Origin of the sequence: Streptomyces sp. NBC_01497 (assembly GCF_036250695.1) — a bacterium.
In the GTDB taxonomy this organism is placed as follows: domain Bacteria; phylum Actinomycetota; class Actinomycetes; order Streptomycetales; family Streptomycetaceae; genus Streptomyces.
This window is the reverse complement of the sequence record NZ_CP109427.1, coordinates 5,482,729-5,506,161: the sequence shown is the minus strand read 5'-3', so window position 1 is coordinate 5,506,161 and position 23,433 is coordinate 5,482,729. Positions and strand designations below refer to the sequence as shown.

Annotated in this window: 19 protein-coding genes; 14 read left to right on the top strand and 5 right to left on the bottom strand. The window is 72.2% G+C overall.

The genetic code is table 11. From position 1 onward, the window contains the following. Positions 1–381: 381 nt before the first annotated feature. Positions 382–1,011, bottom strand: a complete 630-nt coding sequence (locus OG310_RS23195; protein ID WP_329457796.1) for a GOLPH3/VPS74 family protein — start codon at positions 1,009–1,011, stop codon at positions 382–384. Between the two features lie 262 nt (positions 1,012–1,273). Between OG310_RS23195 and OG310_RS23190 the strand changes: the two genes are divergently transcribed. The 3 genes from OG310_RS23190 (at position 1,274) to tesB (ending at position 4,479) form a co-directional block, all read left to right on the top strand. After that, entirely contained in the window at positions 1,274–2,158 is an 885-nt protein-coding gene (locus OG310_RS23190) for an SDR family NAD(P)-dependent oxidoreductase (protein ID WP_329457795.1), read from the top strand. Positions 2,159–2,410: 252 nt separating this feature from the next. Further along, the gene (locus tag OG310_RS23185; protein WP_329457794.1) at positions 2,411–3,568 is read left to right on the top strand and encodes an acyl-CoA dehydrogenase family protein; all 1,158 of its coding nucleotides are present in this window, start codon (positions 2,411–2,413) and stop codon (positions 3,566–3,568) included. A 35-nt stretch (positions 3,569–3,603) separates the two neighbouring features. Then, on the top strand, positions 3,604–4,479 hold the full coding sequence (gene tesB / locus OG310_RS23180; protein WP_329457793.1) for an acyl-CoA thioesterase II: 876 nt from the start codon (positions 3,604–3,606) through the stop codon (positions 4,477–4,479). 241 nt (positions 4,480–4,720) lie between these two features. Here the strand turns inward: tesB and OG310_RS23175 are convergent, their stop codons facing one another. After that, entirely contained in the window at positions 4,721–5,506 is a 786-nt protein-coding gene (locus OG310_RS23175) for a phosphatase (protein ID WP_329457792.1), read from the bottom strand. Between the two features lie 140 nt (positions 5,507–5,646). Here OG310_RS23175 and OG310_RS23170 point away from each other — a divergent pair, with 140 nt between their 5' ends. Then, entirely contained in the window at positions 5,647–6,132 is a 486-nt protein-coding gene (locus tag OG310_RS23170) for a peroxiredoxin (RefSeq protein WP_329457791.1), read from the top strand. A 189-nt stretch (positions 6,133–6,321) separates the two neighbouring features. Here OG310_RS23170 and OG310_RS23165 read toward each other — a convergent pair whose 3' ends face one another. Then, positions 6,322–7,005, bottom strand: a complete 684-nt coding sequence (locus tag OG310_RS23165) for an SACE_7040 family transcriptional regulator (protein WP_329457790.1) — start codon at positions 7,003–7,005, stop codon at positions 6,322–6,324. Positions 7,006–7,203: 198 nt separating this feature from the next. Between OG310_RS23165 and OG310_RS23160 the strand changes: the two genes are divergently transcribed. From OG310_RS23160 to OG310_RS23145, 4 genes are all read left to right on the top strand, one after another. Next, entirely contained in the window at positions 7,204–8,820 is a 1,617-nt protein-coding gene (locus tag OG310_RS23160; RefSeq protein WP_329457789.1) for a carboxyl transferase domain-containing protein, read from the top strand. Between the two features lie 16 nt (positions 8,821–8,836). Next, positions 8,837–10,879: an acetyl/propionyl/methylcrotonyl-CoA carboxylase subunit alpha gene (locus tag OG310_RS23155; RefSeq protein ID WP_329460327.1), complete on the top strand. Its 2,043-nt coding sequence runs from the start codon at positions 8,837–8,839 to the stop codon at positions 10,877–10,879. Between the two features lie 95 nt (positions 10,880–10,974). Then, complete coding sequence (locus tag OG310_RS23150; protein WP_329460326.1) at positions 10,975–11,895, top strand: hydroxymethylglutaryl-CoA lyase; 921 nt, start codon at positions 10,975–10,977, stop codon at positions 11,893–11,895. An 8-nt stretch (positions 11,896–11,903) separates the two neighbouring features. Beyond that, positions 11,904–13,064 carry an acyl-CoA dehydrogenase family protein gene (locus OG310_RS23145; RefSeq protein WP_329457788.1) on the top strand — a complete coding sequence of 387 codons (1,161 nt, stop codon included), beginning with the start codon at positions 11,904–11,906 and terminating at the stop codon, positions 13,062–13,064. Between the two features lie 241 nt (positions 13,065–13,305). On the opposite strand, the gene OG310_RS23140 is transcribed toward OG310_RS23145, so the two are convergent. Further along, positions 13,306–13,716, bottom strand: coding sequence for a hypothetical protein (locus tag OG310_RS23140; RefSeq protein WP_329457787.1), 411 nt, complete (start codon positions 13,714–13,716; stop codon positions 13,306–13,308). 283 nt (positions 13,717–13,999) lie between these two features. Between OG310_RS23140 and OG310_RS23135 the strand changes: the two genes are divergently transcribed. From OG310_RS23135 to OG310_RS23110, 6 genes are all read left to right on the top strand, one after another. Further along, a complete protein-coding gene (locus OG310_RS23135; protein WP_329457786.1) occupies positions 14,000–15,037 on the top strand; it encodes an ABC transporter substrate-binding protein in 1,038 nt (345 codons plus the stop codon). Between the two features lies 1 nt (position 15,038). Further along, the gene (locus OG310_RS23130; protein ID WP_329457785.1) at positions 15,039–15,902 is read left to right on the top strand and encodes a siderophore-interacting protein; all 864 of its coding nucleotides are present in this window, start codon (positions 15,039–15,041) and stop codon (positions 15,900–15,902) included. A 461-nt stretch (positions 15,903–16,363) separates the two neighbouring features. After that, a complete protein-coding gene (locus OG310_RS23125; protein WP_329457784.1) occupies positions 16,364–17,821 on the top strand; it encodes a pyridoxal phosphate-dependent decarboxylase family protein in 1,458 nt (485 codons plus the stop codon). Then, positions 17,811–19,130: a lysine N(6)-hydroxylase/L-ornithine N(5)-oxygenase family protein gene (locus OG310_RS23120; RefSeq protein ID WP_329457783.1), complete on the top strand. Its 1,320-nt coding sequence runs from the start codon at positions 17,811–17,813 to the stop codon at positions 19,128–19,130. Before OG310_RS23125 ends, OG310_RS23120 begins: the two co-directional genes overlap by 11 nt. Beyond that, positions 19,127–19,756, top strand: a complete 630-nt coding sequence (locus OG310_RS23115; RefSeq protein WP_329457782.1) for a GNAT family N-acetyltransferase — start codon at positions 19,127–19,129, stop codon at positions 19,754–19,756. Before OG310_RS23120 ends, OG310_RS23115 begins: the two co-directional genes overlap by 4 nt. Further along, positions 19,753–21,543 carry an IucA/IucC family protein gene (locus OG310_RS23110; protein ID WP_329457781.1) on the top strand — a complete coding sequence of 597 codons (1,791 nt, stop codon included), beginning with the start codon at positions 19,753–19,755 and terminating at the stop codon, positions 21,541–21,543. Before OG310_RS23115 ends, OG310_RS23110 begins: the two co-directional genes overlap by 4 nt. A 98-nt stretch (positions 21,544–21,641) precedes the next feature. Here OG310_RS23110 and OG310_RS23105 read toward each other — a convergent pair whose 3' ends face one another. After that, the gene (locus OG310_RS23105; RefSeq protein ID WP_329457780.1) at positions 21,642–23,318 is read right to left on the bottom strand and encodes a beta-N-acetylhexosaminidase; all 1,677 of its coding nucleotides are present in this window, start codon (positions 23,316–23,318) and stop codon (positions 21,642–21,644) included. Between the last annotated feature and the right edge of the window lie 115 nt (positions 23,319–23,433).

The window sequence follows — 23,433 nt, the reverse complement described above, 5'->3', positions numbered from 1 at the left end:
CCGAGAGGGAAAGAAGCGCAAGTCAGGGCTTTGGGAGGAGGCTCATGCCGCCTTCAGGCCTAGGTCTTCCGTACCGCCCCCACCCCACACCCGAACGTGCGTACGAGCGGGCGCGCGGAGGCAACCGGGGCGCGCGGGAGGCCGGGAGCGGGCCCGGCCTGCCTCCGGTGGACCCGGCGCGGGCCCCTTCGGCCCGGCGGGCCCTGGCATCCCGGGCATGAGGACGGCGAGCGGCATGCGGCGGGGACGCGTACGGCTCCGATGTGCCCGACTCGCGCCTGGCTCCCGTCTGGCTCGCGCCCGGCGGGAATCCGCATCACCCGCGCGGGCGGCAGGGGCGGCGCGCCCGGCGGAGACGAGAACGCGCGCCCCGCGGGGGCCTCAGCCCGCGCCGTCCGCCGCCTCGGCCTTGATGAGCCGGTCCACGGCGTGCGCGGGCCAGAGCTCGCGGGAGAGGGCGCGCATCGTCCGACGGATCTCACGCGCGTTGCCGCCGGAAGGCAGGACGACACGCGTGAGGCGCATCGCCGAGACCAGGGCCGCCAGCATCCGCGTCCTGGGCTCGGGGAAACCCATCTTGGCCGCGCCCCGGAAGTCCGCGGCGACCGCCTCGGCCGGGCCGGCCGAGAGCAGCGGGTACCGCGACACCGGGAAGAGGCCGAGGGCGCGGCGCGTCTCGACGGTGACGAGGCCCCGTGCGGCAAGACTCCGGCCGCAGGCGTCCGCCACGGCGCCCGACCGCCCGCGGACCCAGCGGCTGACGCGTACGGGCCGGCCCGCGTCGAACAGCGCGAGAGCCGCGTCCAGCACCGGCTCACCGGTCGGCGGCGGCGACACCGGCACCACGCGGCCCCGGTCCTCCGCGACGAACCGCAGGGTCTCCAGGTCGGCGAGGGCCGCGGCGGCCACGCCGTACCGAAGATGGCGTGCGCGTACGCGCGGTTTACCCGACGCGGGGTCGAGCGCGAGCAGCATGAGCTCCTCGGGCAGGGTCAGGGCGGGTGGACTCATGGGCCCCTCCTCCGGCTACTTCGTGTACGCGAGGACGAAGGCGGCCAGCACGACCGCCAGGAGAGCGGTCACGACCGTCAGGAAGCGGCCCTTGGCGGTACGGGTGTCGTACGGGTACCTGCTCATGCCGGGCAGCTTACGAGCCGAACGGTTCGTGTTCTCCCACCGTGCGGTACGGATGTCGTCACGAAAAGACCAGGCCGCCGACAGGATCACGATCGGGGCGGCGAGGGACAGGACCGGGAGAGAGGCGCGCGCCGCCATGGGAACACTGGACGGAAAGGTGAGCGTGATCACCGGTGCCACGAGCGGGATCGGCGCCCGCGCGGCGGAGGTCTTCGCCGCCGAGGGGGCGCGCGTGGTGATCGGGGGCCGCCGGACGGACGAGGGCGAGGCGCTGGCACGCGCGATCGGGCCGGCGGCGGTCTTCCACCGTACGGACGTGTGCGTGGAGGGGGAGGTCGCCGCGCTGGTGAACCGGGCCGTGGAGACCTTCGGCCGGCTCGACGTGATGATCAACAACGCCGGGTCGCCCTCCCACCTGACCGGCATCATGGACGCGGACGTCTCGTTGTTCGAAGCGACCCTCTCGGTGCACGTCAGCGGCACGCTCCTGGGCATCAAACACGCGGCACGCGCGATGCGGGACTCCGGCGGCGGCAGCATCGTCACCATGGCGGGCATCGCGGGCCATGCGGGCGGTTACGCGGGCCTCGACTACTCGGTCGCGAAGGCGGCGGTCGTCCACCTGACCCGGTGCGCCGCGGTGGAGCTCGGAGAGCACGGCATCCGCGTCAACAGCGTGTCCCCCGGGTTCGTCCTCACCGGTGTCTTCGCCGAGGGCCGGGGGACGGCCCGCGGGGACGCCCGGGTCGCCGGCCTGCGGCACTTCATGGCCGACATGGAGCACGATCAGCAGCCGCTGCCCGGGATCGGCGCGCCGGACGACCCGACGGCGGCGATGGTGTTCCTCGCGAGCGACGCGGCCCGCATGATCAGCGGCCAGGACCTCGCGGTGGACGGCGGCCTGCTGGCGGGCCGGCCGACCGCGGTGATGCTGGCGGAGCGCGCCAGGATCGCCGGGATCGTCTCGGGCGGCGGCACGGTCACCGGCACCGGCACCGGCACCGGCACCGCGGACGCCTGACGGGCGGGCGGACGGACGGACGCGTGACGGGCGGACCGGCGGGCGGGCCGCCGCAGCCGCGCTCCCGCGCCCGGGGCAGCCGGCGGCGGGAGTGGCCGGGACCACCCTGGACACACGTACTAACCGCCCGGTAACTTGGACTGAGCAAGCGCTTAGAGCGAAGCGCCGCCGGACCGCAGCGGGGCTCTCTTCCCGCGCCGCACGACACTGCGTTACCTACAGGCGGCGGATCGCCGCGGAGGAGGGCCTGCCATGCGCCGTACCGTCTACAACGAGGACCACGAGTCGTTCCGGCAGACCCTGCGAGCCTTCATCGAGGCCGAGGTCGTCCCGCACTACGAGGAGTGGCTGGCCGCGGGCCAGGCGCCGCGCGACTTCTACCGCGAGCTGGGCGAGCTGGGGGTCTTCGGCATCGAGGTGCCCGAGGAGTACGGCGGCGCGGGCATCGAGTCGTTCAAGTTCCAGGCTGTCATCTCCGAGGAGACCGCCCGCGCGGGCGTCTCGTTCGGCGGCTCCGGTGTGCATGTCGCGCTGTGCCTGCCCTACCTGAAGGCGTACGCCTCCGACGAGCAGAAGAAGCGCTGGCTGCCCGGTTTCATCAGCGGCGACACGATGTTCGCGATCGCCATGACGGAGCCCGGCACCGGCTCCGACCTCGCGGGCATGAAGACGACGGCGAAGCTGTCCGAGGACGGCACCCACTACGTCCTCAACGGCTCCAAGACGTTCATCACGGGCGGTGTGCACGCGGACCGCGTCATCGTCTGCGCCCGCACCGCCCCGCCGTCCGCCGACGACCGCCGCTTCGGCATCTCGCTGCTCGTCGTGGACACGAAGGCCGAGGGGTACGCGGTCGGGCGCAAGCTCGACAAGATCGGCCTCAAGACCTCCGACACCGCGGAGCTGTCCTTCACGGACGTCAAGGTCCCGGTCGCCGACCTGCTCGGCGAGGAGAACAAGGGCTTCTCCTACCTGGGCCAGAACCTGCCGCAGGAGCGGCTCGGCATCGCCTTCGGCGCGTACGCCCAGGCCGCCGCCGCGATCCGGTTCACCCAGCAGTACGTGCAGGACCGCACGGTGTTCGGCAAGTCGGTGTCGTCCTTCCAGAACACCAAGTTCGAACTGGCCTCCTGCCAGGCCGAGGTCGACGCGGCGGAGGCCGTCGCGGACCGGGCGCTCCAGGCGCACGACCTGGGCGAGCTGACGGCGGCGGAGGCCGCGTCCGCGAAGCTGTTCTGCACCGAGGTCGCGAGCCGCGTCATCGACCGCTGCCTGCAGCTGCACGGTGGCTACGGCTACATGAACGAGTACCCGATCGCCCGTCTGTACGCCGACAACCGCGTCAACCGCATCTACGGCGGGACCAGCGAGGTCATGAAGATGATCATCGCCAAGTCCATGGGCCTGTGACGGGGCCGGGCAGCGGCCTGAGCCACACTCGTCCCATGAACAGCGAACTCGACACCCTTCTCGGCCTGCTCGACCTGGAGCGGATCGAGCAGGACATCTTCCGCGGCCGGAGCCACACGTCCGTCGTACCGCGCGTCTTCGGCGGCCAGGTCGCCGCGCAGGCGCTGGTCGCCGCGGGCCGCACGGTGCCCGAGGACCGCATGGCGCACTCGCTGCACGCGTACTTCCTGCGGCCGGGGGACCCGGGCGCGCCCATCGTCTACACGGTGGACCGCATCCGGGACGGCCGTTCGTTCACCACCCGCCGGGTGGTGGCCGTCCAGCACGGCCAGCCGATCTTCCACCTGTCGGCGTCCTTCCAGCTGTACGAGGAGGGACTCGACCACCAGGCGCAGATGCCGGACGCGCCCGACCCGGAGACCCTGCCGTCGGGCGACGAACTACTGCCCCGGTACGCGGACGCGTTCCTCAGCCCCACGGTCGTGGACCGGCTGCTGGAGACCCGCGCCGCCGTCGACCTGCGCTATGTCCAGGAACCGCCGTACGCGACGGTGGGGCGGCCGCGCGAGCCGCGCTCCCAGGTCTGGTTCCGCACCAACGGCAAACTCGCGGACGACCCGCTGCTGCACGTCTGCCTCGCCACGTACGTCTCCGACATGACGCTGCTCGACTCGGTCCTGCTGGCGCACGGCCGCGGCGGCTGGGCGGTCGGCGACATCGTGGGCGCGAGCCTGGACCACGCGATGTGGTTCCACCGGCCGTTCCGCGCCGACGAGTGGCTGCTGTACGACCAGGAGTCGCCGTCGTCCTCGGGCGGTCGAGGTCTGGGCCAGGCCCGCATCTTCACGCGCGACGGCAAGCTGGCGATCTCGGTGATCCAGGAGGGCGTGATGCGCGTACCGCGCGACTGATCGCGCGTCACGCGTACCGGGCGCTGGTGCGGGCCGGCGGCGCGCTCCGGCGGGCCGTCGCGTACGTCCCGCGCCCGGGAAGCCGGGCGCCGGGCCGGCCGCGTCCGGGGAGCCGCTCTCCGGCGGGCGGGGCCCCGGGTCCTCGGGCGCCGTGGAGACGTCACGTCACCGCGTGCGCTCCCCGCCCCCGCGCGTCACGCCCCGCCGCGTCCGCGGCCCCGGACGGGGAGCGCGGCGCACGTCACTCGGGGAGCAGGCCCGCCGCGTTCAGCAGGTACGCCGTCATCGGGTCGTAGTGGCGGGGACTCGTCACGTGGTCGTCCAGCGGGACCGTGACCTGGAGCGTCCCCTCGGCCTCGCCGATGAACAGGGCGGGGTCGTTGCAGTCGGCGTAGCCCATCGAGTCGAGGCCGCGCTGCCCGGCGCAGCCCGCCCACCCGTGGTCCGCGACGACGAGGTCGGGCAGCGGCCTGCCCTCCCGCTCCAGGCCGTCGAGGATCGCCCGCATCGGCTCCGGGGAGTGCGTGTGCCACAGCGTGGCCCCGCGCTCCAGCATCGAGACGTCCGCGAACTGGACGACCATGCCCTCGTCCGCGACGAGCCCCTCGGGAATCCGGACGATCTCGCAGCCCGCCGCCCGCAGGCCGTCCGCCGTCTGCCGGTGCACGTCGAGCAGGCCTCCGGGGTGGCCCGTCGCGAACAGCACGCGCTCCCGGCCCTCCGCCGCCTTGCGCAGCCGTCCCGCCATGCGCTCCAGACCGTCGATCGTCAGCTCCGGATCGATGGTGTCCTGGCCCGAACGGAACTCCGGGTCGTCGACGACCCCGCAGCGCTCCGCCATCACCGCGAGCACGTCCTGCTCGTCCGTCCACCGGTCGCCGAGCTCCAGGCCCAGCCAGTAGTGCCGGTCGCCGTTGGCGAGTTTGCGGTAGTGCGACAGGTTGTTGTCGCGGGGCGTGGCGACGTTCCCGGCGATACGGGTCCGTACGAGGTGCTCGGCGAGCTCGGGGCGGCTGGGTATCGGCATGAGCCCATTGTGCCGTCACCCGCGTCCGGGGCGCCGCCCGTCCGCTCCCCGGACACCCGGGGGCCGCCGGTGAGTGCTCCGTACCGTTGCGTACGTACAGACCGGTGAGTCCGACACCCGCACAGCACCAGGAGCGCACTGTGGCCGCATCCCCCGCCCTGCACAGCCCCCTCGTCGACTTCACCCTGCCCGGCGGCGTCCTCGACGGCGACACCTTCGTGCGCCGCGACTACCGCCTCTCCGAGGAGCGCGGCCACCCGCTGCTCCTCGCGTTCTACCCGGGCGACAACACCGCTGTGTGCACGAAGCAGATGTGCACGTACTCCACCGGCCTCGAACAGTTCACGGAGCTGGGCGCGGAGGTGTGGGGGATCAGCCCCCAGGACGTCGACAGCCACGAGGGCTTCGCCCGGCGCAACGGGCTGCGTTTCCCGCTGCTCGCGGACACCGACCGCGCCGTGGCGCGCGCTTTCGGCATCGCGGCACCCGGTCTCGGACTGCGCCGGTCCGTTTTTCTGGTGGCGCCTGACGGCACCCTGCACTGGAAGCACATCACGCTGCTCGGCGCGACCTGGAAGCCGGTGGACGCGCTGGCCGCCGAACTGGCGACGCTGAAGAGGGCCTGACCCGACAGGCGGGGCCGGGGCGGCCCAGCAGCGGGGGGTGGCCCGCGCGGTCCCCCTCGTCCAGGGTGCGGGTTCCGTCAGGTCGGATTCCGTCAGGCCCTGTTCCTTCACGCCGGGGTTCCATCAGGCCAGGACTCCATGAGCCGGGGTCCCGTCAGCCGGGTTCCGTCAGGCCGGTCCCCGTCCCGCTCAGGCGGGCCCGGCTGCGGGCCCGCCGGGGGTGGTCGCGTCGACGGGGTAGACCCCCGAGGCGCCGGACGGCTCCGGGTGAACGGGCCAGGCGTCGAGGGACGCGAACGCGCCGTGCGCGAGCCGGCGCAGCAGCTCCGCCGTTCCCGAGCGATCGGGCAGCACCGCGCGGGCCGAGCCGAAGTGCGGCGTCGAGTTGAGCAGCCCGAACACGGCGTGGACCGACGCGCGCGCCTCCGCCTCGGACACCTGCCCGTACAGCTCGCGTACGACGCCGACCCAGAGCTCCACGTACTGCCGCTGGAGCTGCCGCACCATCCGGCGGTCGCTGTCGCGCAGCCGGTCGAGCTCGCGGTCGTGCAGCGTGATCAGCGGTCGGTCGTCGAGCGCGAAGTCGATGTGGCCGTCGATGAGCGAGGCCAGTACGGCCGCGGGGCCATGTGCCGCCGCGCCCGCCGCCCGCTGCCTGCCCCCTTCGAGGAGACGGCCGCTGATACCGACGAGCAGTTCCGCGAGCATCGCGTCCTTGCCGGCGAAGTGCCGGTACAGGCCGGGCCCGCTGATACCGACCGCCGCGCCTATCTCGTCGACCCCCACGCCGTGGAAGCCGCGTTCCGCGAAAAGGCGGGCCGCGTGCTTGAGGATCTGCTCCCTGCGGGTCGGTGCCGCCGTTCTGGTCGTCATCGATTCATTCTAGACAGAGTTGTTAGCGGTCGTTAACCTGGGGAGCGTACGTTAACGCTCATTAACCGACGCTCTCCAACCGGCACGGCGCCTCTCCACGGCGCGCCGCGCCGCACCCCTCCGGTCGGCGCCGGAGCGCTCCAGCCCACCCGGCGCGCTCCGGCCCACGTCACTCCATCTCATTCATCAGGGGGTCAGATGCGACAGGCACCGGTGCTGACCAGCACCGCCGACCCGTCATCCGGGACCTGGCGGGCCAACGAGGCGGCGCACGAGGCGCTGGCCGAGGAGCTGCGCGGCAGGCTCGCCGTCGCACGCCAGGGCGGCGGCGAGCGCGCCCGCGCCCGGCACACGGCGCGCGGGAAGCTGCTGCCGCGCGACCGGGTGGACACCCTGCTGGACCCCGGCTCGCCCTTCCTCGAACTCGCGCCGCTCGCGGCCGAGGGGATGTACGGCGGGGACGCCCCGGCCGCCGGGGTGATCGCCGGCATCGGCCGGGTCTCCGGCCGGGAGACGATGATCATCGCCAATGACGCGACGGTCAAAGGCGGTACGTACTACCCGCTGACGGTCAAGAAGCACCTCCGCGCGCAGGAGGTGGCCCTGGAGAACCGGCTGCCCTGCCTGTACCTGGTCGACTCCGGCGGCGCGTTCCTGCCCCTGCAGGACGAGGTCTTCCCGGACCGGGACCACTTCGGCCGGATCTTCTACAACCAGGCCCGGATGTCGGCCGCGCGGATCCCGCAGATCGCGGCGGTGCTCGGGTCCTGCACGGCCGGGGGCGCCTACGTTCCGGCGATGAGCGACGAGGCGGTGATCGTGCGCGGCCAGGGCACGATCTTCCTCGGCGGGCCGCCTCTCGTGAAGGCGGCGACGGGCGAGGTCGTCACGGCCGAGGAGCTGGGCGGCGGCGAGGTGCACTCGCGCGTCTCCGGCGTCACGGACCACCTCGCCGAGGACGACGCGCACGCGCTGCGGATCGTGCGGACGATCGTCTCGACGCTGCCCGCACGCGGCACGCTGCCGTGGTCCGTCGAGCCGGTGGAGGAACCGAAGGCCGACCCGCTCGGACTGTACGGAGCGGTGCCCGTCGACTCCCGCACGCCGTACGACGTGCGGGAGGTCATCGCGCGCGTGGTGGACGGCTCCCGCTTCGCCGAGTTCAAGTCAGAGTTCGGTACGACGCTGGTGACGGGGTTCGCCCGGATCCACGGCCACCCGGTCGGCATCGTCGCCAACAACGGCATCCTGTTCTCGGAATCGGCGCAGAAGGGCGCGCACTTCATCGAACTGTGCGACCAGCGCGGCATCCCCCTGCTGTTCCTGCAGAACATCTCGGGCTTCATGGTCGGCCGGGACTACGAGGCGGGCGGCATCGCCAAGCACGGCGCGAAGATGGTCACGGCGGTGGCGTGCGCGCGCGTGCCGAAACTGACGGTCGTGGTGGGCGGCTCGTACGGGGCGGGGAACTACTCGATGTGCGGCCGGGCGTACTCGCCGCGCTTCCTGTGGATGTGGCCCAACGCCAAGATCTCGGTCATGGGCGGCGAGCAGGCCGCCTCGGTACTGGCGACGGTCAAGCGGGACCAGTTGGAGGGCCGGGGCGAGCAGTGGCCCGCCGAGGACGAGGAGTCCTTCAAGGCGCCCATCCGCGCACAGTACGAGCAGCAGGGCAACGCCTACTACGCGACGGCCCGGCTGTGGGACGACGGCGTGATCGATCCGCTGGAGACCCGTCAGGTGGTCGGCCTCGCGCTGACGGCCTGTGCCAACGCGCCACTGGGCGAGCCGGGTTACGGCGTCTTCAGGATGTGAGGAGTCGGAAGTGACGATGTTCGACAGTGTCCTGATCGCCAACAGGGGTGAGATCGCCGTCCGGGTGATCCGCACGCTGCGGGCGATGGGGCTGCGCTCCGTCGCGGTCTTCAGCGACGCGGACGCGGACGCGCGCCACGTGCGCGAGGCCGACACGGCGGTCAGGATCGGCCCCGCGGCGGCGGCCGAGAGCTACCTGTCGGTGGAGCGGCTGCTGGACGCCGCACGCCGCACGGGCGCGGGGGCGGTCCACCCGGGGTACGGCTTCCTCGCGGAGAACGCGCGCTTCGCCGCCGCCTGCGAGGAGGCGGGGCTCGTCTTCATCGGCCCGCCCGCGTCCGCGATCGACCTGATGGGCGACAAGATCAGGGCGAAGGAGACGGTGTCCGCGGCGGGTGTCCCGGTGGTCCCGGGCTCCTCCGGCAGCGGCCTCACCGACGCCGAACTGGCCGAGGCGGCGCGCGGGATCGGTATGCCGGTGCTGCTGAAGCCGTCGGCGGGCGGCGGCGGCAAGGGCATGCGCCTGGTGCGCGAGGAGGCGGTGCTCGCCGAGGAGATCGCGGCGGCGCGGCGTGAGGCCCGCGCGTCCTTCGGCGACGACACGCTGCTGGTGGAGCGCTGGGTGGACCGGCCGCGCCACATCGAGATCCAGGTGATGGCGGACGCGCACGGCCATGTCGTGCACCTGGGCGAGCGCGAGTGCTCTTTGCAGCGCCGCCACCAGAAGGTGATCGAGGAGGCCCCCTCGGTCCTGCTGGACGCCCGCACCCGCGCGGCCATGGGTGAGGCAGCCGTCGCGGCAGCCCGCTCGTGCGGCTATGTCGGTGCGGGGACGATCGAGTTCATCGTGCCGGGCGCCGATCCGTCCTCCTACTACTTCATGGAGATGAACACCCGCCTGCAGGTGGAGCATCCGGTGACGGAACTGGTCACCGGCCTGGACCTGGTGGAGCTCCAGCTGCGGGTCGCGGCCGGGGAGCCGCTGCCGTTCGCGCAGGAGGACGTCGTGCTCAGCGGGCACGCGATCGAGGCGCGGCTGTGCGCGGAGGACCCGGCGCGCGGCTTCCTCCCCACGGGCGGCAGCGTGCTGACGCTCGCCGAGCCGTCCGGGGACGGCGTCCGCAGCGACTCGGGCCTGACGGTGGGCACGGAGGTCGGCAGCGCGTACGACCCGATGCTCGCCAAGATCATCGCGTACGGCCCTGACCGGGCGACGGCGGTGCGCAGGCTGCGCGGTGCGCTCGCGGAGACGGTGACGCTGGGCGTCACGACGAACGCGGGCTTCCTGCGCAGGCTGCTGGGGCATCCGAGGGTGGCGGCGGGCGACCTCGACACCGGGCTCGTCGAGGAGGAGGCCGGGGGCCTGCTGCCGGACGGGGTGCCGCCCGAGGTGTACGCCACGGCGGCGCTGCTGCGCGCGGGCCGGGCCGGTACCGGTACGGGGCGTGACACGCAGCACGGTGCTGCCGTCGGCTGGCGGGACCCGTTCTCGGCGTCCGACGGATGGCGGCTCGGCGGGACACCGGCCTGGGTGCCGTACCACTTCCGGGTGCCCGGCGAGGAGCCGGTGACGGTGCGGGTGCGGGGTGACGAGGTGCGAGTCGGCGACGACGCGGCCGCGGTGGCCCGGCTCGTGGGCGCTGACCCCGGCTCGGGCGGTGCTCCCCTGGATGCGGGGACGCCGTACACGGGGACGGAGTACGCCGGGACGGTCCACCGGTTCGCGGCCCTCAGTACGGGGGACGCTGTGTGGCTGGGCCGGGACGGCGACAGCTGGGAGCTGCGCGACCACGACCCGGTGGAGGCGGGGCGGTCCGCCGCCGCCGGTGGAGGCGGGTCGCTCACGGCGCCGATGCCCGGCACGGTGACGGTCGTCAAGGTCGCGACGGGTGACGCCGTCACAGCAGGTCAGAGCCTCCTGGTCGTCGAGGCCATGAAGATGGAACACGTCGTCTCCGCCCCGTACGCGGGCACCGTCACCCAACTCGACGTGCGACCGGGCTCGACGGTCGCCATGGACCAGGTGCTGGCCGTGGTCGCACCACAGGAGGACTCATGACCGAGGCAGCGGACCGCCAGGGCGCGCCCGGCGCCACGGGCCCCACGGGCACGGGCGGCACCGGGGACACGGCGGACCGGACGGCCGGACTGCCCATGGCCGTCCCGACCCAGGGCCTCCCGCCGCGTGTCCGCATCCACGAGGTCGGCGCGCGGGACGGGCTGCAGAACGAGTCGGCGGTCGTCCCCGTGGACGTGAAGGCGGAGTTCATCCACCGGCTGGCGGCCGCGGGTCTCACCACGATCGAGGCCACCAGCTTCGTGCACCCCAAGTGGGTCCCCCAACTGGCGGACGCGGAGCAGCTGATCCCGATGCTCAGCGACATCGAGGGGGTGGCGCTGCCGGTCCTCGTACCCAACGCGCGCGGTCTGGAGCGGGCCATGGAGCACGGGGTGCGCGGCATCGCGGTGTTCGGCAGCGCCTCCGAGTCGTTCGCCAAGGCCAACCTGAACCGTTCGGTCGACGAGTCGCTGGGGATGTTCGCTCCGGTCGTGGCCCGGGCGCGCGAGCACGGGATGCGGGTGCGCGGCTACCTGTCGATGTGTTTCGGTGACCCGTGGGAGGGGCCCGTCCCCGTCCACCAGGTCGTCCGCGTCGCGAAGGCGCTGATGGACCTCGGGTGCGACGAGCTGAGCCTCGGCGACACCATCGGCGTCGCCACACCGGGGCATGTGCAGAGCCTGCTCGCCGAACTCAACGAGGAGGGTGTGCCCACCAACGCGATCGGTGTGCACTTCCACGACACGTACGGCCAGGCGCTCGCGAACACGCTGGCGGCGCTGCAGCACGGCGTGACGACGGTCGACGCGTCGGCGGGCGGCCTCGGCGGGTGCCCGTTCGCCAGGAGCGCCACCGGCAATCTCGCCACCGAAGACCTCGTCTGGATGCTCGAAGGGCTCGGCATCGAGACGGGCGTCGACCTCGACCTGCTGGTCGCCACCAGCGCATGGATGGCCGACCGGCTCGGCCGGCCCAGTCCCTCCCGTACTGTCCGGGCCTTGACCCACAAGGGGTGAACAACGCGATGTCCCTGGATCACTCGCTCTCCGAGGAGCACGAAGAACTCCGCCGTACCGTCGAGGCGTTCGCCCACGACGTGGTCGCGCCGAAGATCGGCGACTTCTACGAGAGGCACGAGTTCCCGTACGAGATCGTGCGGGAGATGGGCCGCATGGGCCTGTTCGGGCTGCCGTTCCCCGAGGAGTACGGCGGCATGGGCGGCGACTACCTGGCGCTGTGCCTGGCCCTGGAGGAACTGGCCCGGGTGGACTCGTCCGTCGCCATCACCCTGGAGGCGGGGATCTCGCTGGGCGCCATGCCCGTGTTCCGCTTCGGCACCGAGGAGCAGAAGCGGGAGTGGCTGCCCCGGCTGTGCGCGGGCGAGATGCTCGGCGCGTTCGGCCTGACGGAGCCGGCGGCCGGGTCCGACGCGGGCGGCACGCGCACCACGGCGGTGCGCGACGGCGACGAGTGGGTCATCAACGGCACCAAGTGCTTCATCACCAACTCGGGCACCGACATCACGGGCCTGGTGACGGTCACCGCGGTCACCGGCCGCACCGACAGCGGCAAGCCGCGCATCTCCTCGATCATCGTCCCGTCCGGCACGCCCGGGTTCACGGTGGCGCCGGCGTACTCCAAGGTCGGCTGGAACGCGTCCGACACCCGTGAGCTCTCGTTCGCCGACGTCCGCGTCCCGGCGGCGAACCTGCTGGGGGAGGAGGGCCGCGGGTACGCGCAGTTCCTGCGCATCCTGGACGAGGGCCGGATCGCGATCGCCGCGCTGGGCACGGGACTTGCCCAGGGCTGTGTGGACGAGTCGGTGAAGTACGCGCGGGAGCGGCAGGCCTTCGGCCGCGCCATCGGCGACAACCAGGCGATCCAGTTCAAGATCGCCGACATGGAGACGCGGGCGCACATGGCCCGCGTCGGCTGGCGCGACGCGGCATCCCGCCTGCTCAAGGGCGAGCCCTTCAAGAAGGAGGCGGCGATCGCGAAGCTGTACTCGTCCACGATCGCCGTCGACAACGCGCGCGACGCCACGCAGATCCACGGCGGGTACGGCTTCATGAACGAGTTCCCGGTGGCCAGGATGTGGCGCGACTCCAAGATCCTGGAGATCGGCGAGGGGACGAGCGAGGTCCAGCGCATGCTGATCGCCCGGGAGTTGGGTTTCACCGGCTGAGCCAGGGGGCGGCTCCGGTTCCTGGCGGGGTCGCCGCTCGCACCGGGGGTGTCCGGGCCGGACGGTCACACACGCCGGTGGTGTTCCCCGCTCGGCCGGCCCTGCCGGGTCGCCTCGCCTCGCGCTCGTGCCGTCCACGGGGGATCCGCACCGACGGCACCGCCGGGGGGCCGCGCAGGACACCGTGCCCACGGACGCCGGCGCGGCTACCCGTCGCCGCGCCCACAGCACGCCGGCGGGGCTACCCCTCGCTCGCCGGCGCCGCTTCGGCTCGGCTCGCCGCGGCCGCGTCCAGAACGGACCAGCCGTCCACCTCCAGGACCTTGCCGTCGACTCCGCTCCACCCGCCGGCGTGTGCCGCGTCGAGCAGCGCGCGGACGCTGCCCGGTTCGTGCAGGTTCAGGCCGGAGCCGTGCGTGAAGCCCACATCCCCCGAGCCCAAGGGGGCCCCTCCGGGGACGTACCGGCCGGGGCCGTCGGCGAAGACGATGCGCAGGACGCCGGTGCCCGATGGCTGCGAGGTCAGCGTGAGGATCTGGCGGCAGTCCACAGCGCCGCCGAGGGCGTCCTCGCGGTGGCTGTGCCGCAGCGTCCACCGGTACACACGGCCGTCGACGATCAGCCGGCGCGCTTTCTTCGATCGACGGGGCATCGGGCCAGCATAGGCAACACGACCGTGGGTGGACGACGGAATTTTCGTCCGCGCCACACCCAGCCGGGCCCTGGACCGCGCCGGCGACGGCGCGCCCGGTCCACGCCCTTCGGATCGTTGCCGCCCGGGGCCCGGGGTGTGGGCCCGAATCCTCCCGAACCGAGCCGGGCGGGGGGAGGGGTCGATAGCCAAGTGAGGTTAGGCTAACCTACGCTGGACGTGCTCATCAGCCGGTCCGGCCTTCCTTGTGCCCGGATCGGCGCGACGAAAGCGGGACACCGCCATGCCCGACCTCCGTACCGGCTCCTCCGTGGGACGCCGCGGCCTGCTCGCCGCGGGCGGCGCCCTCGGCCTCGGCGCGGTCCTGGCCGCCTGCGGCGGCAAGAGCGGGACAACCACCTCGTCGGACGGCAACGGCACGACGGCGAAGGCCGGACCGTGGTCCTTCAAGGACGACCGCGGTGTGACGGCCAAGGCGGACAGCACGCCGAAGAACATCGTGGCGTTCGTCGGGACCGCCGCCGCGCTCCACGACTACGGCATCGAGGTCAAGGGCGTCTTCGGCCCGACCAAGAAGAAGGACGGCTCCCCCGACGTCCAGGCCGGCGACCTCGACGTGAACAAGGTCACCGTCATCGGCAACGTCTACGGCGAGTTCAACGTCGAGAAGTACGCGGCCCTCGACCCCGACCTGCTCGTCACGGAGCAGTGGCAGAAGGGCGAGCTCTGGTACGTGCCGGACAAGTCCAAGGCCCAGATCACCAAGCTCGCCCCCGTGGTCGCCCTGGAGGCCTCGCAGACCACCGTCCCGAAGGCCATCCAGCGCCACGAGGACCTGGCCGCGTCGCTGGGCGCCGACCTCAAGGCGAAGAAGGTCACGGACGCGAAGGCGGCGTTCGAGAAGGCCGCGGCGCGGCTGCGGGCGGCGGCGAAGGCCCGCCCCGAGATCACCGTGCTGATCGGCTCCGCGAGCCAGGACCTGTTCTACGTGTCGCTCGCGAAGATGTCCGCGGACACGGCCTACTTCCAGCAGCTCGGCGTGCGGTTCGTGACGCCGAAGGTGGACTCGCAGGGCTACTTCGAGGACCTGAGCTGGGAGAACGTCGGCAAGTACCGCGCCGACATCATCATGATGGACAACCGTTCGTCCGCCCTCCAGCCCTCCGCCCTCTCGGGCAAGCCCACCTGGGCCCAGCTGCCGGCCGTGAAGGCCGGGCAGGTCATCCCCCGCGTGACCGAGCCGATCTACTCGTACGCCCAGTGCGCGCCGATCCTCGACGATCTCGCGCAGGCCATCGAGAAGGCGAAGAAGGTCGGCTGACATGGCGACGACGCTCATGCCGGCTCCCAGTCCGTACCGCTTCTTCGACGTGACCGTCGAACGGACCTGCCTGATGGGCCCGTCGACGCTGCGCGTGACCTTCGCCGGGGCGGATCTGGCGCGGTTCGCGTCGCTCGGCTGCGACCAGAGCCTGTCGCTGTTCCTGCCCCGGCCCGGACAGGCGGCGCCCCTCGTGCCGCTGGACGCGGGCGACGGCTGGTGGGCCGCGTGGCGCGCCCTCGACGAGGACGTGCGCGCGGTGATGCGCTCGTACACCCTGCGCGCGCTGCGCCGCGATCCCGACGAGATCGACATCGACTTCGTCCTGCACGGGGACCTGGGCCCGGCGTCGCGATGGGCGGCGCGGGCCGTGCCGGGGCAGCGCGCGATGGTGCTCGGCCCCCAGGTGGCGGACAACCCCTCGGTGCGCTTCCGGCTGCCCGAGGACGCGGACTCCGTGCTGATCTGGGCCGACGAGACGGCGCTGCCCGCGGCGGAGGCGATCCTGCGGACCCTGCCGGCCGGTCTGCCGGCGGACGTGTGGATCGATGTGCCGCGCACAGCCGACCGCAGGCCCCTCATGACCCCCGCGGACGCGCGGATCGCCTGGCTGGCCGGCGACGCCGCGCCGGGCGCGGCGCGCGGAGAGCGCGCGCTGGAGGCCGTACGGGCGGCGGCCCGGCGCGGGACCCGGCCGTACGCGTGGCTCGCCGGCGAGGCGAGCGCGGTGAAGGCGCTGCGGCGGCTGCTCGTGGGGGAACGGGGCGTGGACAGGAGAAACGTGATGTTCGCGGGGTACTGGCGGACCGGGGCCTGCGAGGAGGACCTGCGCGCGCAGCGGGCCGCGAAGGCCGCCAGGACCTGACCGTCCCGGCCGCCCGCCGATGCCGGGCCAGCCAGGCAGGCAGCCAGCCAGGAGGCGGGTGCGGGGGCGCTCCGTTGAACACGGCTTACCGCAGGACCTGTTCGTGAGCCGTGGGTCCCCTCCGCGAACGCGCCGTACGACGGGCCCGGTGCGCGCGGTGCGGGCCGCGCCCCTCGCCCCCCGCGCGTTCCAGATCCCGCCCCTCCGCCGCAGCGATGGCCGCCGGCCCGGCCCCAGCGGCCAGGTCACGACGCAACCGCCGTTCCCCTCCCCCACGTTCGTGACGAATCGGGCCCCTCCCACCGCCGGCGCCGCCGCGCCGCCGTGTCTCCGGGCACCCGGCGGCGCCCTACCTCCCCTCTTCAACTTAGGTTAGGCTAACCTTGCTTTGTCGTCGGGGCCTTTGCCTGTCCCGCGAAGCGGACTTCCGTATCCCCACCCCCGCCCGGAAGGACCCCCCTATGCGTTCTCACCTGCTCAACGACACCACCGCGGAGCGCTACCAGCGCTCCGTGGCCGACGGGGTCGGGCGGGTGGCCGCGCGCCTCGCCTCGGTACGATCGCCCTTCTCCGGCATCACCCCCGACGCCCTCGGCCCCGAGATCGACGCGATCGACCTCGACCGCCCCCTCGGTGAGACCGGCTCCGCCCTCGACGAGTTGGAGCGCGTCTACCTTCGCGACGCCGTCTACTTCCATCACCCCCGCTACCTCGCCCACCTCAACTGCCCCGTCGTCATCCCGGCCGTGGTGGGCGAGGCCGTGCTGTCCGCCGTCAACTCCTCGCTGGACACCTGGGACCAGAGCGCGGGAGGCACCCTCATCGAGCGGCGCCTCATCGAGTGGACCGCGCGACGCATCGGCCTCGGACCGTCCGCGGACGGCGTGTTCACAAGCGGTGGTACGCAGTCGAACCTCCAGGCGCTGCTGCTCGCGCGCGAGGAGGCGAAGGACGCCGGCGGCCACGACAGGCTCCGCGTCTTCGCGTCCGACTGCGCCCACTTCTCCGTGCAGAAGTCCGCCACCCTGCTCGGCCTCTCCGCCGACGCCGTCGTCGCCGTGCCGTGCGACCGCGAGCGGCGCATGCGCCCTGCCGCGCTCGCCGCCGCGATCGAGGGCTGCCTCGCCGAGGGCAACGTACCCATGGCGGTCGTCGCGACCGCGGGCACCACGGACTTCGGATCCATCGACCCGCTGCCCGAGATCGCCGGGCTCTGCGCCCGGTACGGGACATGGCTGCACGTGGACGCGGCATACGGCTGCGGGCTCCTCGCCTCCCGGGCCCGCCGCGACCGGCTCGCCGGCATCGAGCACGCCGACTCGGTCACCGTCGACTACCACAAGTCCTTCTTCCAGCCGGTGAGTTCGTCCGCCGTGCTGGTACGCGACCGGGCTGCGCTCCGGCACGCCACGTACCACGCCGACTACCTCAATCCGCGCCGCGCCCTGACCGAGCGCATCCCCAACCAGGTCGACAAGTCCCTCCAGACCACCCGCCGTTTCGACGCGTTGAAGCTGTGGATGACCCTGCGCGTGATGGGCGCCGACGGCATCGGCGAACTCTTCGACGAGGTGTGCGACCTCGCGGCCGAGGGCTGGCGGCTGCTCGCCGCCGACCCGCGCTACGACGTCGTCGTACGCCCCCAGCTGTCCACCCTGGTCTTCCGCTACATCCCCCGGGACGTCACCTCGCCCGCGGAGATCGACCGGGCCAACCTGTATGCGCGCAAGGCCCTGTTCGCGTCCGGGGACGCCGTCGTGGCGGGCACCGTCGTCGACGGCCGCCAGCACCTCAAGTTCACCCTGCTCAACCCGGAGACGACCGCCGCCGACATCACGGCCGTACTGGACCTGATCGCCGAGCACGCCGAGCAGCACATCGCGACCGAGAACGGGGGCCGCCTTGTCCATGCCTCCTGAACCCGCGCCCGGCGCCGCCGCCACGCACGACTTCGTCGGCATCGGCCTCGGTCCGTTCAACCTGGGGCTCGCCTGCCTGGCCGAGCCGATCGCCGAACTCGACGGTGTCTTCCTGGAGAGCAAGCCCGACTTCGAGTGGCACTCGGGGATGTTCCTGGAGGGCGCGCACCTCCAGACACCGTTCCTCTCCGACCTGGTCACGCTCGCCGACCCGACCTCGCCGTACTCCTTCCTCAACTACCTGAAGGAAGCGGGCCGGCTGTACTCGTTCTACATCCGCGAGAACTTCTATCCTCTTCGCACCGAGTACAACGACTACTGCCGGTGGGCGGCCGCGAAGCTCTCCTCCGTGCGGTTCGGCCGCACCGTCACCACGGTGACGTACGAGGAGTCCGACGGGCTGTACACCGTGCGCACGCAGACCGGTGAGACCTACCGCGCCCGCCACCTCGTCCTGGGCACCGGCACACCGCCGTACCTCCCCGCGAGCTGTGCGGGCCTCGGCGGCGACCTCATCCACAACTCCCGCTATCTCGGGGCGAAGGAGAGCCTCCAGGCCAAGGAGTCCCTCACGATCGTGGGCAGCGGACAGAGCGCCGCGGAGATCTACTACGACCTGCTCTCCGAGATGGACGCGCACCACTACCGGCTGAACTGGGTGACCCGCTCCCCCCGGTTCTTCCCGCTCGAATACACCAAACTGACACTGGAGATGACCTCGCCGGAGTACGTGGACTACTTCCACGCGCTGCCCGAGGACACCCGCTACCGGCTGGAGCGCGAGCAGCGGAGCCTGTTCAAGGGCATCGACGCGGAACTGATCGACCAGATCTTCGACCTGCTCTACCAGAAGAACCTCAAGGGCCCCGTCCCCACCCGGCTGATGACCAACACCGCACTGCTGAGCGCCCGTTACGAACCGGGTGGCGACGTCGGCGGCACGTACACGCTGGGGCTGCGCCAGCAGGAGCAGGAACAGGACTTCTCGCTCGCCACCCAGGGGCTGATCCTCGCCACCGGCTACACGTACACGACGCCGCGGTTCCTCGATCCGGTCGCCGACCGGATCAGGCTCGACGGGCACGGCCGCCTCGACATCGCCCGCAACTACTCCATCGACACCACGGGACGGGGGATCTTCCTGCAGAACGGCGGGGTGCACACCCACAGCATCACCTCGCCCGACCTGGGCATGGGGCCCTACCGCAACGCGTACATCATCGGCGAACTCCTCGGCCGCGCCCACTACCCGGTGGAGAAGGCGATCGCGTTCCAGGAGTTCGCCGCTCCGGAAGGCACGATCGTATGACCGACCCCGCGCACGAGCCCGCGAACACCCCCACCGATCAACGGGCGGTGGCGGCCCTCCTGTTGACCCGCACCGACGAGCGCCTCGGCACGTTCGCCGTGCGCGGCCTGGACCCGCTCGCCGACGCCGGACTGCTGCACGGGTGGGTCACCCACCCGAAGGCCTCGTTCTGGCTGATGCAGGGGGCCTCCCTGACCGACGTCGAACGCGAGTACATGTCGATCGCCGCCGCCGAGCACCACGACGCGTACATCGGCCTGTACGAGGGCCGGCCCGCGTTCCTGATCGAGCGGTACGACCCGGCGTACATCGAGCTGAAGGGGCTCTACGACAACCAGCCGGGTGACATCGGCATGCACTTCCTGGTCGACCCGGCGCCCGCGCACGGTCCGCTGCACGGCTTCACCCGGGCCGTGCTCACCACCGTCATGGAGTTCCTGCTCGCCGACCCGGCGATCCGGCGGGTGGTCGTCGAACCCGACGTGCGCAACAGCGCCGTGCACGCGCTCAACGAGGCCGTCGGGTTCCAGGTGGTGGAGAAGATCGCCAAACCGGAGAAGGAGGCGCTGCTCAGCGTCTGCACCCGCGACCTGTTCGACGCCGCCACCCGGGGAGGAGCCCGATGACCCGCCCGTACCCCGCGGCGGCGGCCGAGGCCGTCGCCCACCTCACCCCGCAGCTGTGGGCGCAGGCCAACCGCGCGCTGATACGCAAGGCACTCGCCGAGTTCTCGCACGAGCGGCTGCTCGTGCCCGAACCACTCGGCGAGGACGCGTACCGCGTCGTCAGCGACGACGGCGCGACCGCGTACCACTTCCGGTCCGAGCGGTTCGCCCTCGACCACTGGCAGGTGTCGGGCGAGTCCGTCACCCGGCACCGAAGTGGTGCGGAACACCCCCTGGACGCGTTGGAGTTCATCACCGAGCTGCGCACATCACTCGGCCTGAGCGACGCCGTACTGCCGGTGTACCTGGAGGAGATCACCGCCACCCTCGCGGGCACCGCCTTCAAGCTCGCCACGAAACACACCACGGCGGCGGACCTCGCGTCGTCCGGCTTCCAGGACATCGAGACCGGCATGACGGAGGGGCACCCCTGCTTCGTCGCGAACAACGGCCGGCTCGGCTTCGGAGCGCACGAGTACCGCGCCTTCGCACCCGAGGCCGCGAGCGAGGTGCGGCTTCTCTGGCTGGCCGCCCACCGCGACCGGGCCACCTTCACGGCGGGCGCCGGGCTGGACCACGACACGCTCATGCGCGCCGAGCTGGGCGACGAGCAGCGTGACCGCTTCTCCACGGTCCTGCGGGACCAGGGGCTCGACCCCGCCGACTACCTGCTGCTGCCGGTCCACCCCTGGCAGTGGTGGAACCGGCTGGCGGTCACCTTCGCCGCCGAAGTGGCCCAGCGGCGCCTGGTGTTCCTCGGTGAGAGCGACGACCGCTACCTCGCCCAGCAGTCGATCCGTACGTTCTACAACACCAGCCGGCCGGAGAGGCACTACGTCAAGACGGCGCTCTCGGTCCTCAACATGGGCTTCATGCGGGGCCTTTCGGCCGCGTACATGGAGGCGACGCCCGCCATCAACGACTGGCTGGCGGGACTGATCGAGCGCGACGCGGTGCTGACCGGGGCCCGCTTCTCGATCATCCGCGAGTGCGCGGCCATCGGCTACCACCACCGCGCGTTCGAGGCCGCCACCGTCAAGGGCTCCCCGTACCGCAAGATGCTCGCCGCACTGTGGCGCGAGAGTCCCGTGCCATCCCTGACCGGCGACGAACGCCTCGCCACCATGGCGTCGCTGCTGCACACCGACCGCGACGGCGACTCGTTGGCGGCGGCGCTGATCGCCGAGTCGGCGCTCGCGCCGTCCAGGTGGCTGCGCCACTACCTGGACGCGTACCTCGTGCCGGTCCTGCACTGCTTCTACGCGTACGGGCTGGTGTTCATGCCGCACGGCGAGAACGTCATCCTCGTCGTCGAGAACGGTGTGGTGAAGCGGACGGTCTTCAAGGACATCGCCGAGGAGATCGCGGTGATGGAGCAGGACACCCCTCTGCCGCCCGAGGTGGAGCGCATCCGGGCCGATGTCCCTGAGGACATGCGGCTGCTGTCGGTGTTCACGGACGTGCTGGACTGCTTCCTGCGCTTCCTCTCCCCCGCCCTGGTCCGCGAAGGCGTCCTGGAGGAGGGCGAGTTCTGGAGCACGGTCGCCGACTGCGTGCGGGCGTACCAGGACTCGGCGCCCGAACTGGCCGACCGGTTCCGGCGCTACGACATGTTCACCGGAGAGTTCGCCCTGTCCTGCCTGAACCGTCTCCAACTACGCGACAACGAGCAGATGGTGGACCTGCAGGACCCGTCCGGCGCGCTCCAGCTCGTCGGCACCCTGCGCAACCCGCTCGCGGCCGGCTGACCGGCGTCCCACCGGGAGCGACGGCCCGCCGGCCCCGGGGGCCCCGCACCGCGGGGCCCCCGGACGCCGTGCGTCCCTGCGATCCGGCCGTGCGGCCCTCAGCGGGCGTCGGCCGGCCAGTCGACGAGCGGCGAGCGGTAGAAGTCGATCCCCATGGCCGCCATCCGGGGCCCCTGCGCGGCGAGCCGGACCTTGTACGTGTCCCAGTCGTGCGTGGACTCGGGAGACCAGCCGAGCTCCGCGATCCCCGGCAGCCGCGGGAACGCCATCGCCTCGATGTCGTTGTTGTCGGTGATCGTCTCCGTCCACAGCGGCGCCTCGACACCGAGGACGGCATCTGCCGGGACACCGGCGTCCGCCAGGTAGGTGCCGGGGTCCCAGTCGTAGGAACGGTCCACCTCGACGGTGCCCGCCCAGTCCTGGCCGAGCTTGGTGTCCTTGTCGTACTTCATGTCGAGGTAGGACCGGTCGGCCGGTGCCAGCACCACCTTCGCGCCGTTCTGCGCGGCCTTCGCGACCTGGGCCCGCTCGGCGGCACCGGTCCCGTCGTCGCCCCAGTACTCGGCGACCGTGCCGGCTGTCTGCCGTGCGGCGGTGATCTGGTGCCAGCCCATCACGGTCTTGCCGTACTTCGCCACCACGGCCTCCGCCCGGTCCATGAAGGCCACGTAGTCCGCCTGGCTCGTGGAGTGCGCCTCGTCGCCGCCGATGTGCAGGTAGCGGCCGGGAGTGAGGGCCGCCAGTTCCCGGACGACGTCGTCGACGAAGGCGTACGTCACGTCCTTCGGCACGCACAGCGAGCTGAAGCCGACCTCGGTGCCGGTGTAGAGCGGCGGCGCGACACCGTCGCAGTTGAGTTCGGGGTACGAGGCGAGCGCCGCGTTGGTGTGCGACGGCATGTCGATCTCGGGCACCACCTCCAGATGGCGTGCGGCCGCGTACGCGACGATCTGCCGGTACTGCGCCTTGGTGTAGTGCCCGCCCGCTCCCCCTCCGACCTCGGTGGAACCACCGTACGAGGCGAGCTTCGGCCAGGAGTCGACGGCGATGCGCCAGCCCTGGTCGTCGGAGAGATGCAGGTGCAGTTCGTTGATCTTGTAGAGGGCCAACTGGTCGATGTACGTCTCGACTTGGCCGACCGAGAAGAAGTGGCGCGACACGTCGAGCATCGCCCCCCGGTAGGCGTACCGGGGCACGTCGGTGATGGTGCCGCCCGCGACCTGCCAGGGCCCGTGCTGCCTGGTGTGCTTCTCCACGGCGGCGGGCAGCAACTGCCGCAGGGTCTGCACGCCGTGGAAGAGGCCGGCCGAGGTCCTGGCGGTGATCGTGACTCCGGCCCGGCCGGAGTCGAGCCGGTAGCCCTCGGCGCCGAGGGAGGCGTTGTCGCGCGGGGTCAGGGCCAGGGTGACGGAGCCGCGCGGGGCCCGGCCTCCCGGGCCGTGGCGGCGCGGGGCGTCCACGACGCGCAGCGGGAAGCCGGTCGGTGGCCGCAACAGCCCCGCGAGGTAGGTACCGACCTGCCGGGCGTCGCGGGCGGACGTACCGCTCGCGTCGATCTCGATACGGGCGGCCGGAGTCAGGGTGTACGCGGCGCCCGCCGGACGCACCTGGGCCGGTTCGGGCACGACCTGGCCGAGCGGGCGCACGGTCGTCGCCCCGTGCGCGGCGGGGGCTGCCCCGACGGCGCAGACACCGGCCGCGAGCACGAGCAGCAGCGAGCCGGCGAGCCGGGGGGTACGCAGGGTACGGAAGGTCCTGTGCTGTCTCACAAGCATCCCTTCGACGTGGGGGAGTCGAAAACGCGGTGCGATAACAGGTGCGACGGAACGGAACGGACGGGCGGTGCCGGAACCGGTGGTGCCGAGACCGGTGGTGCCGAGACCGATGACA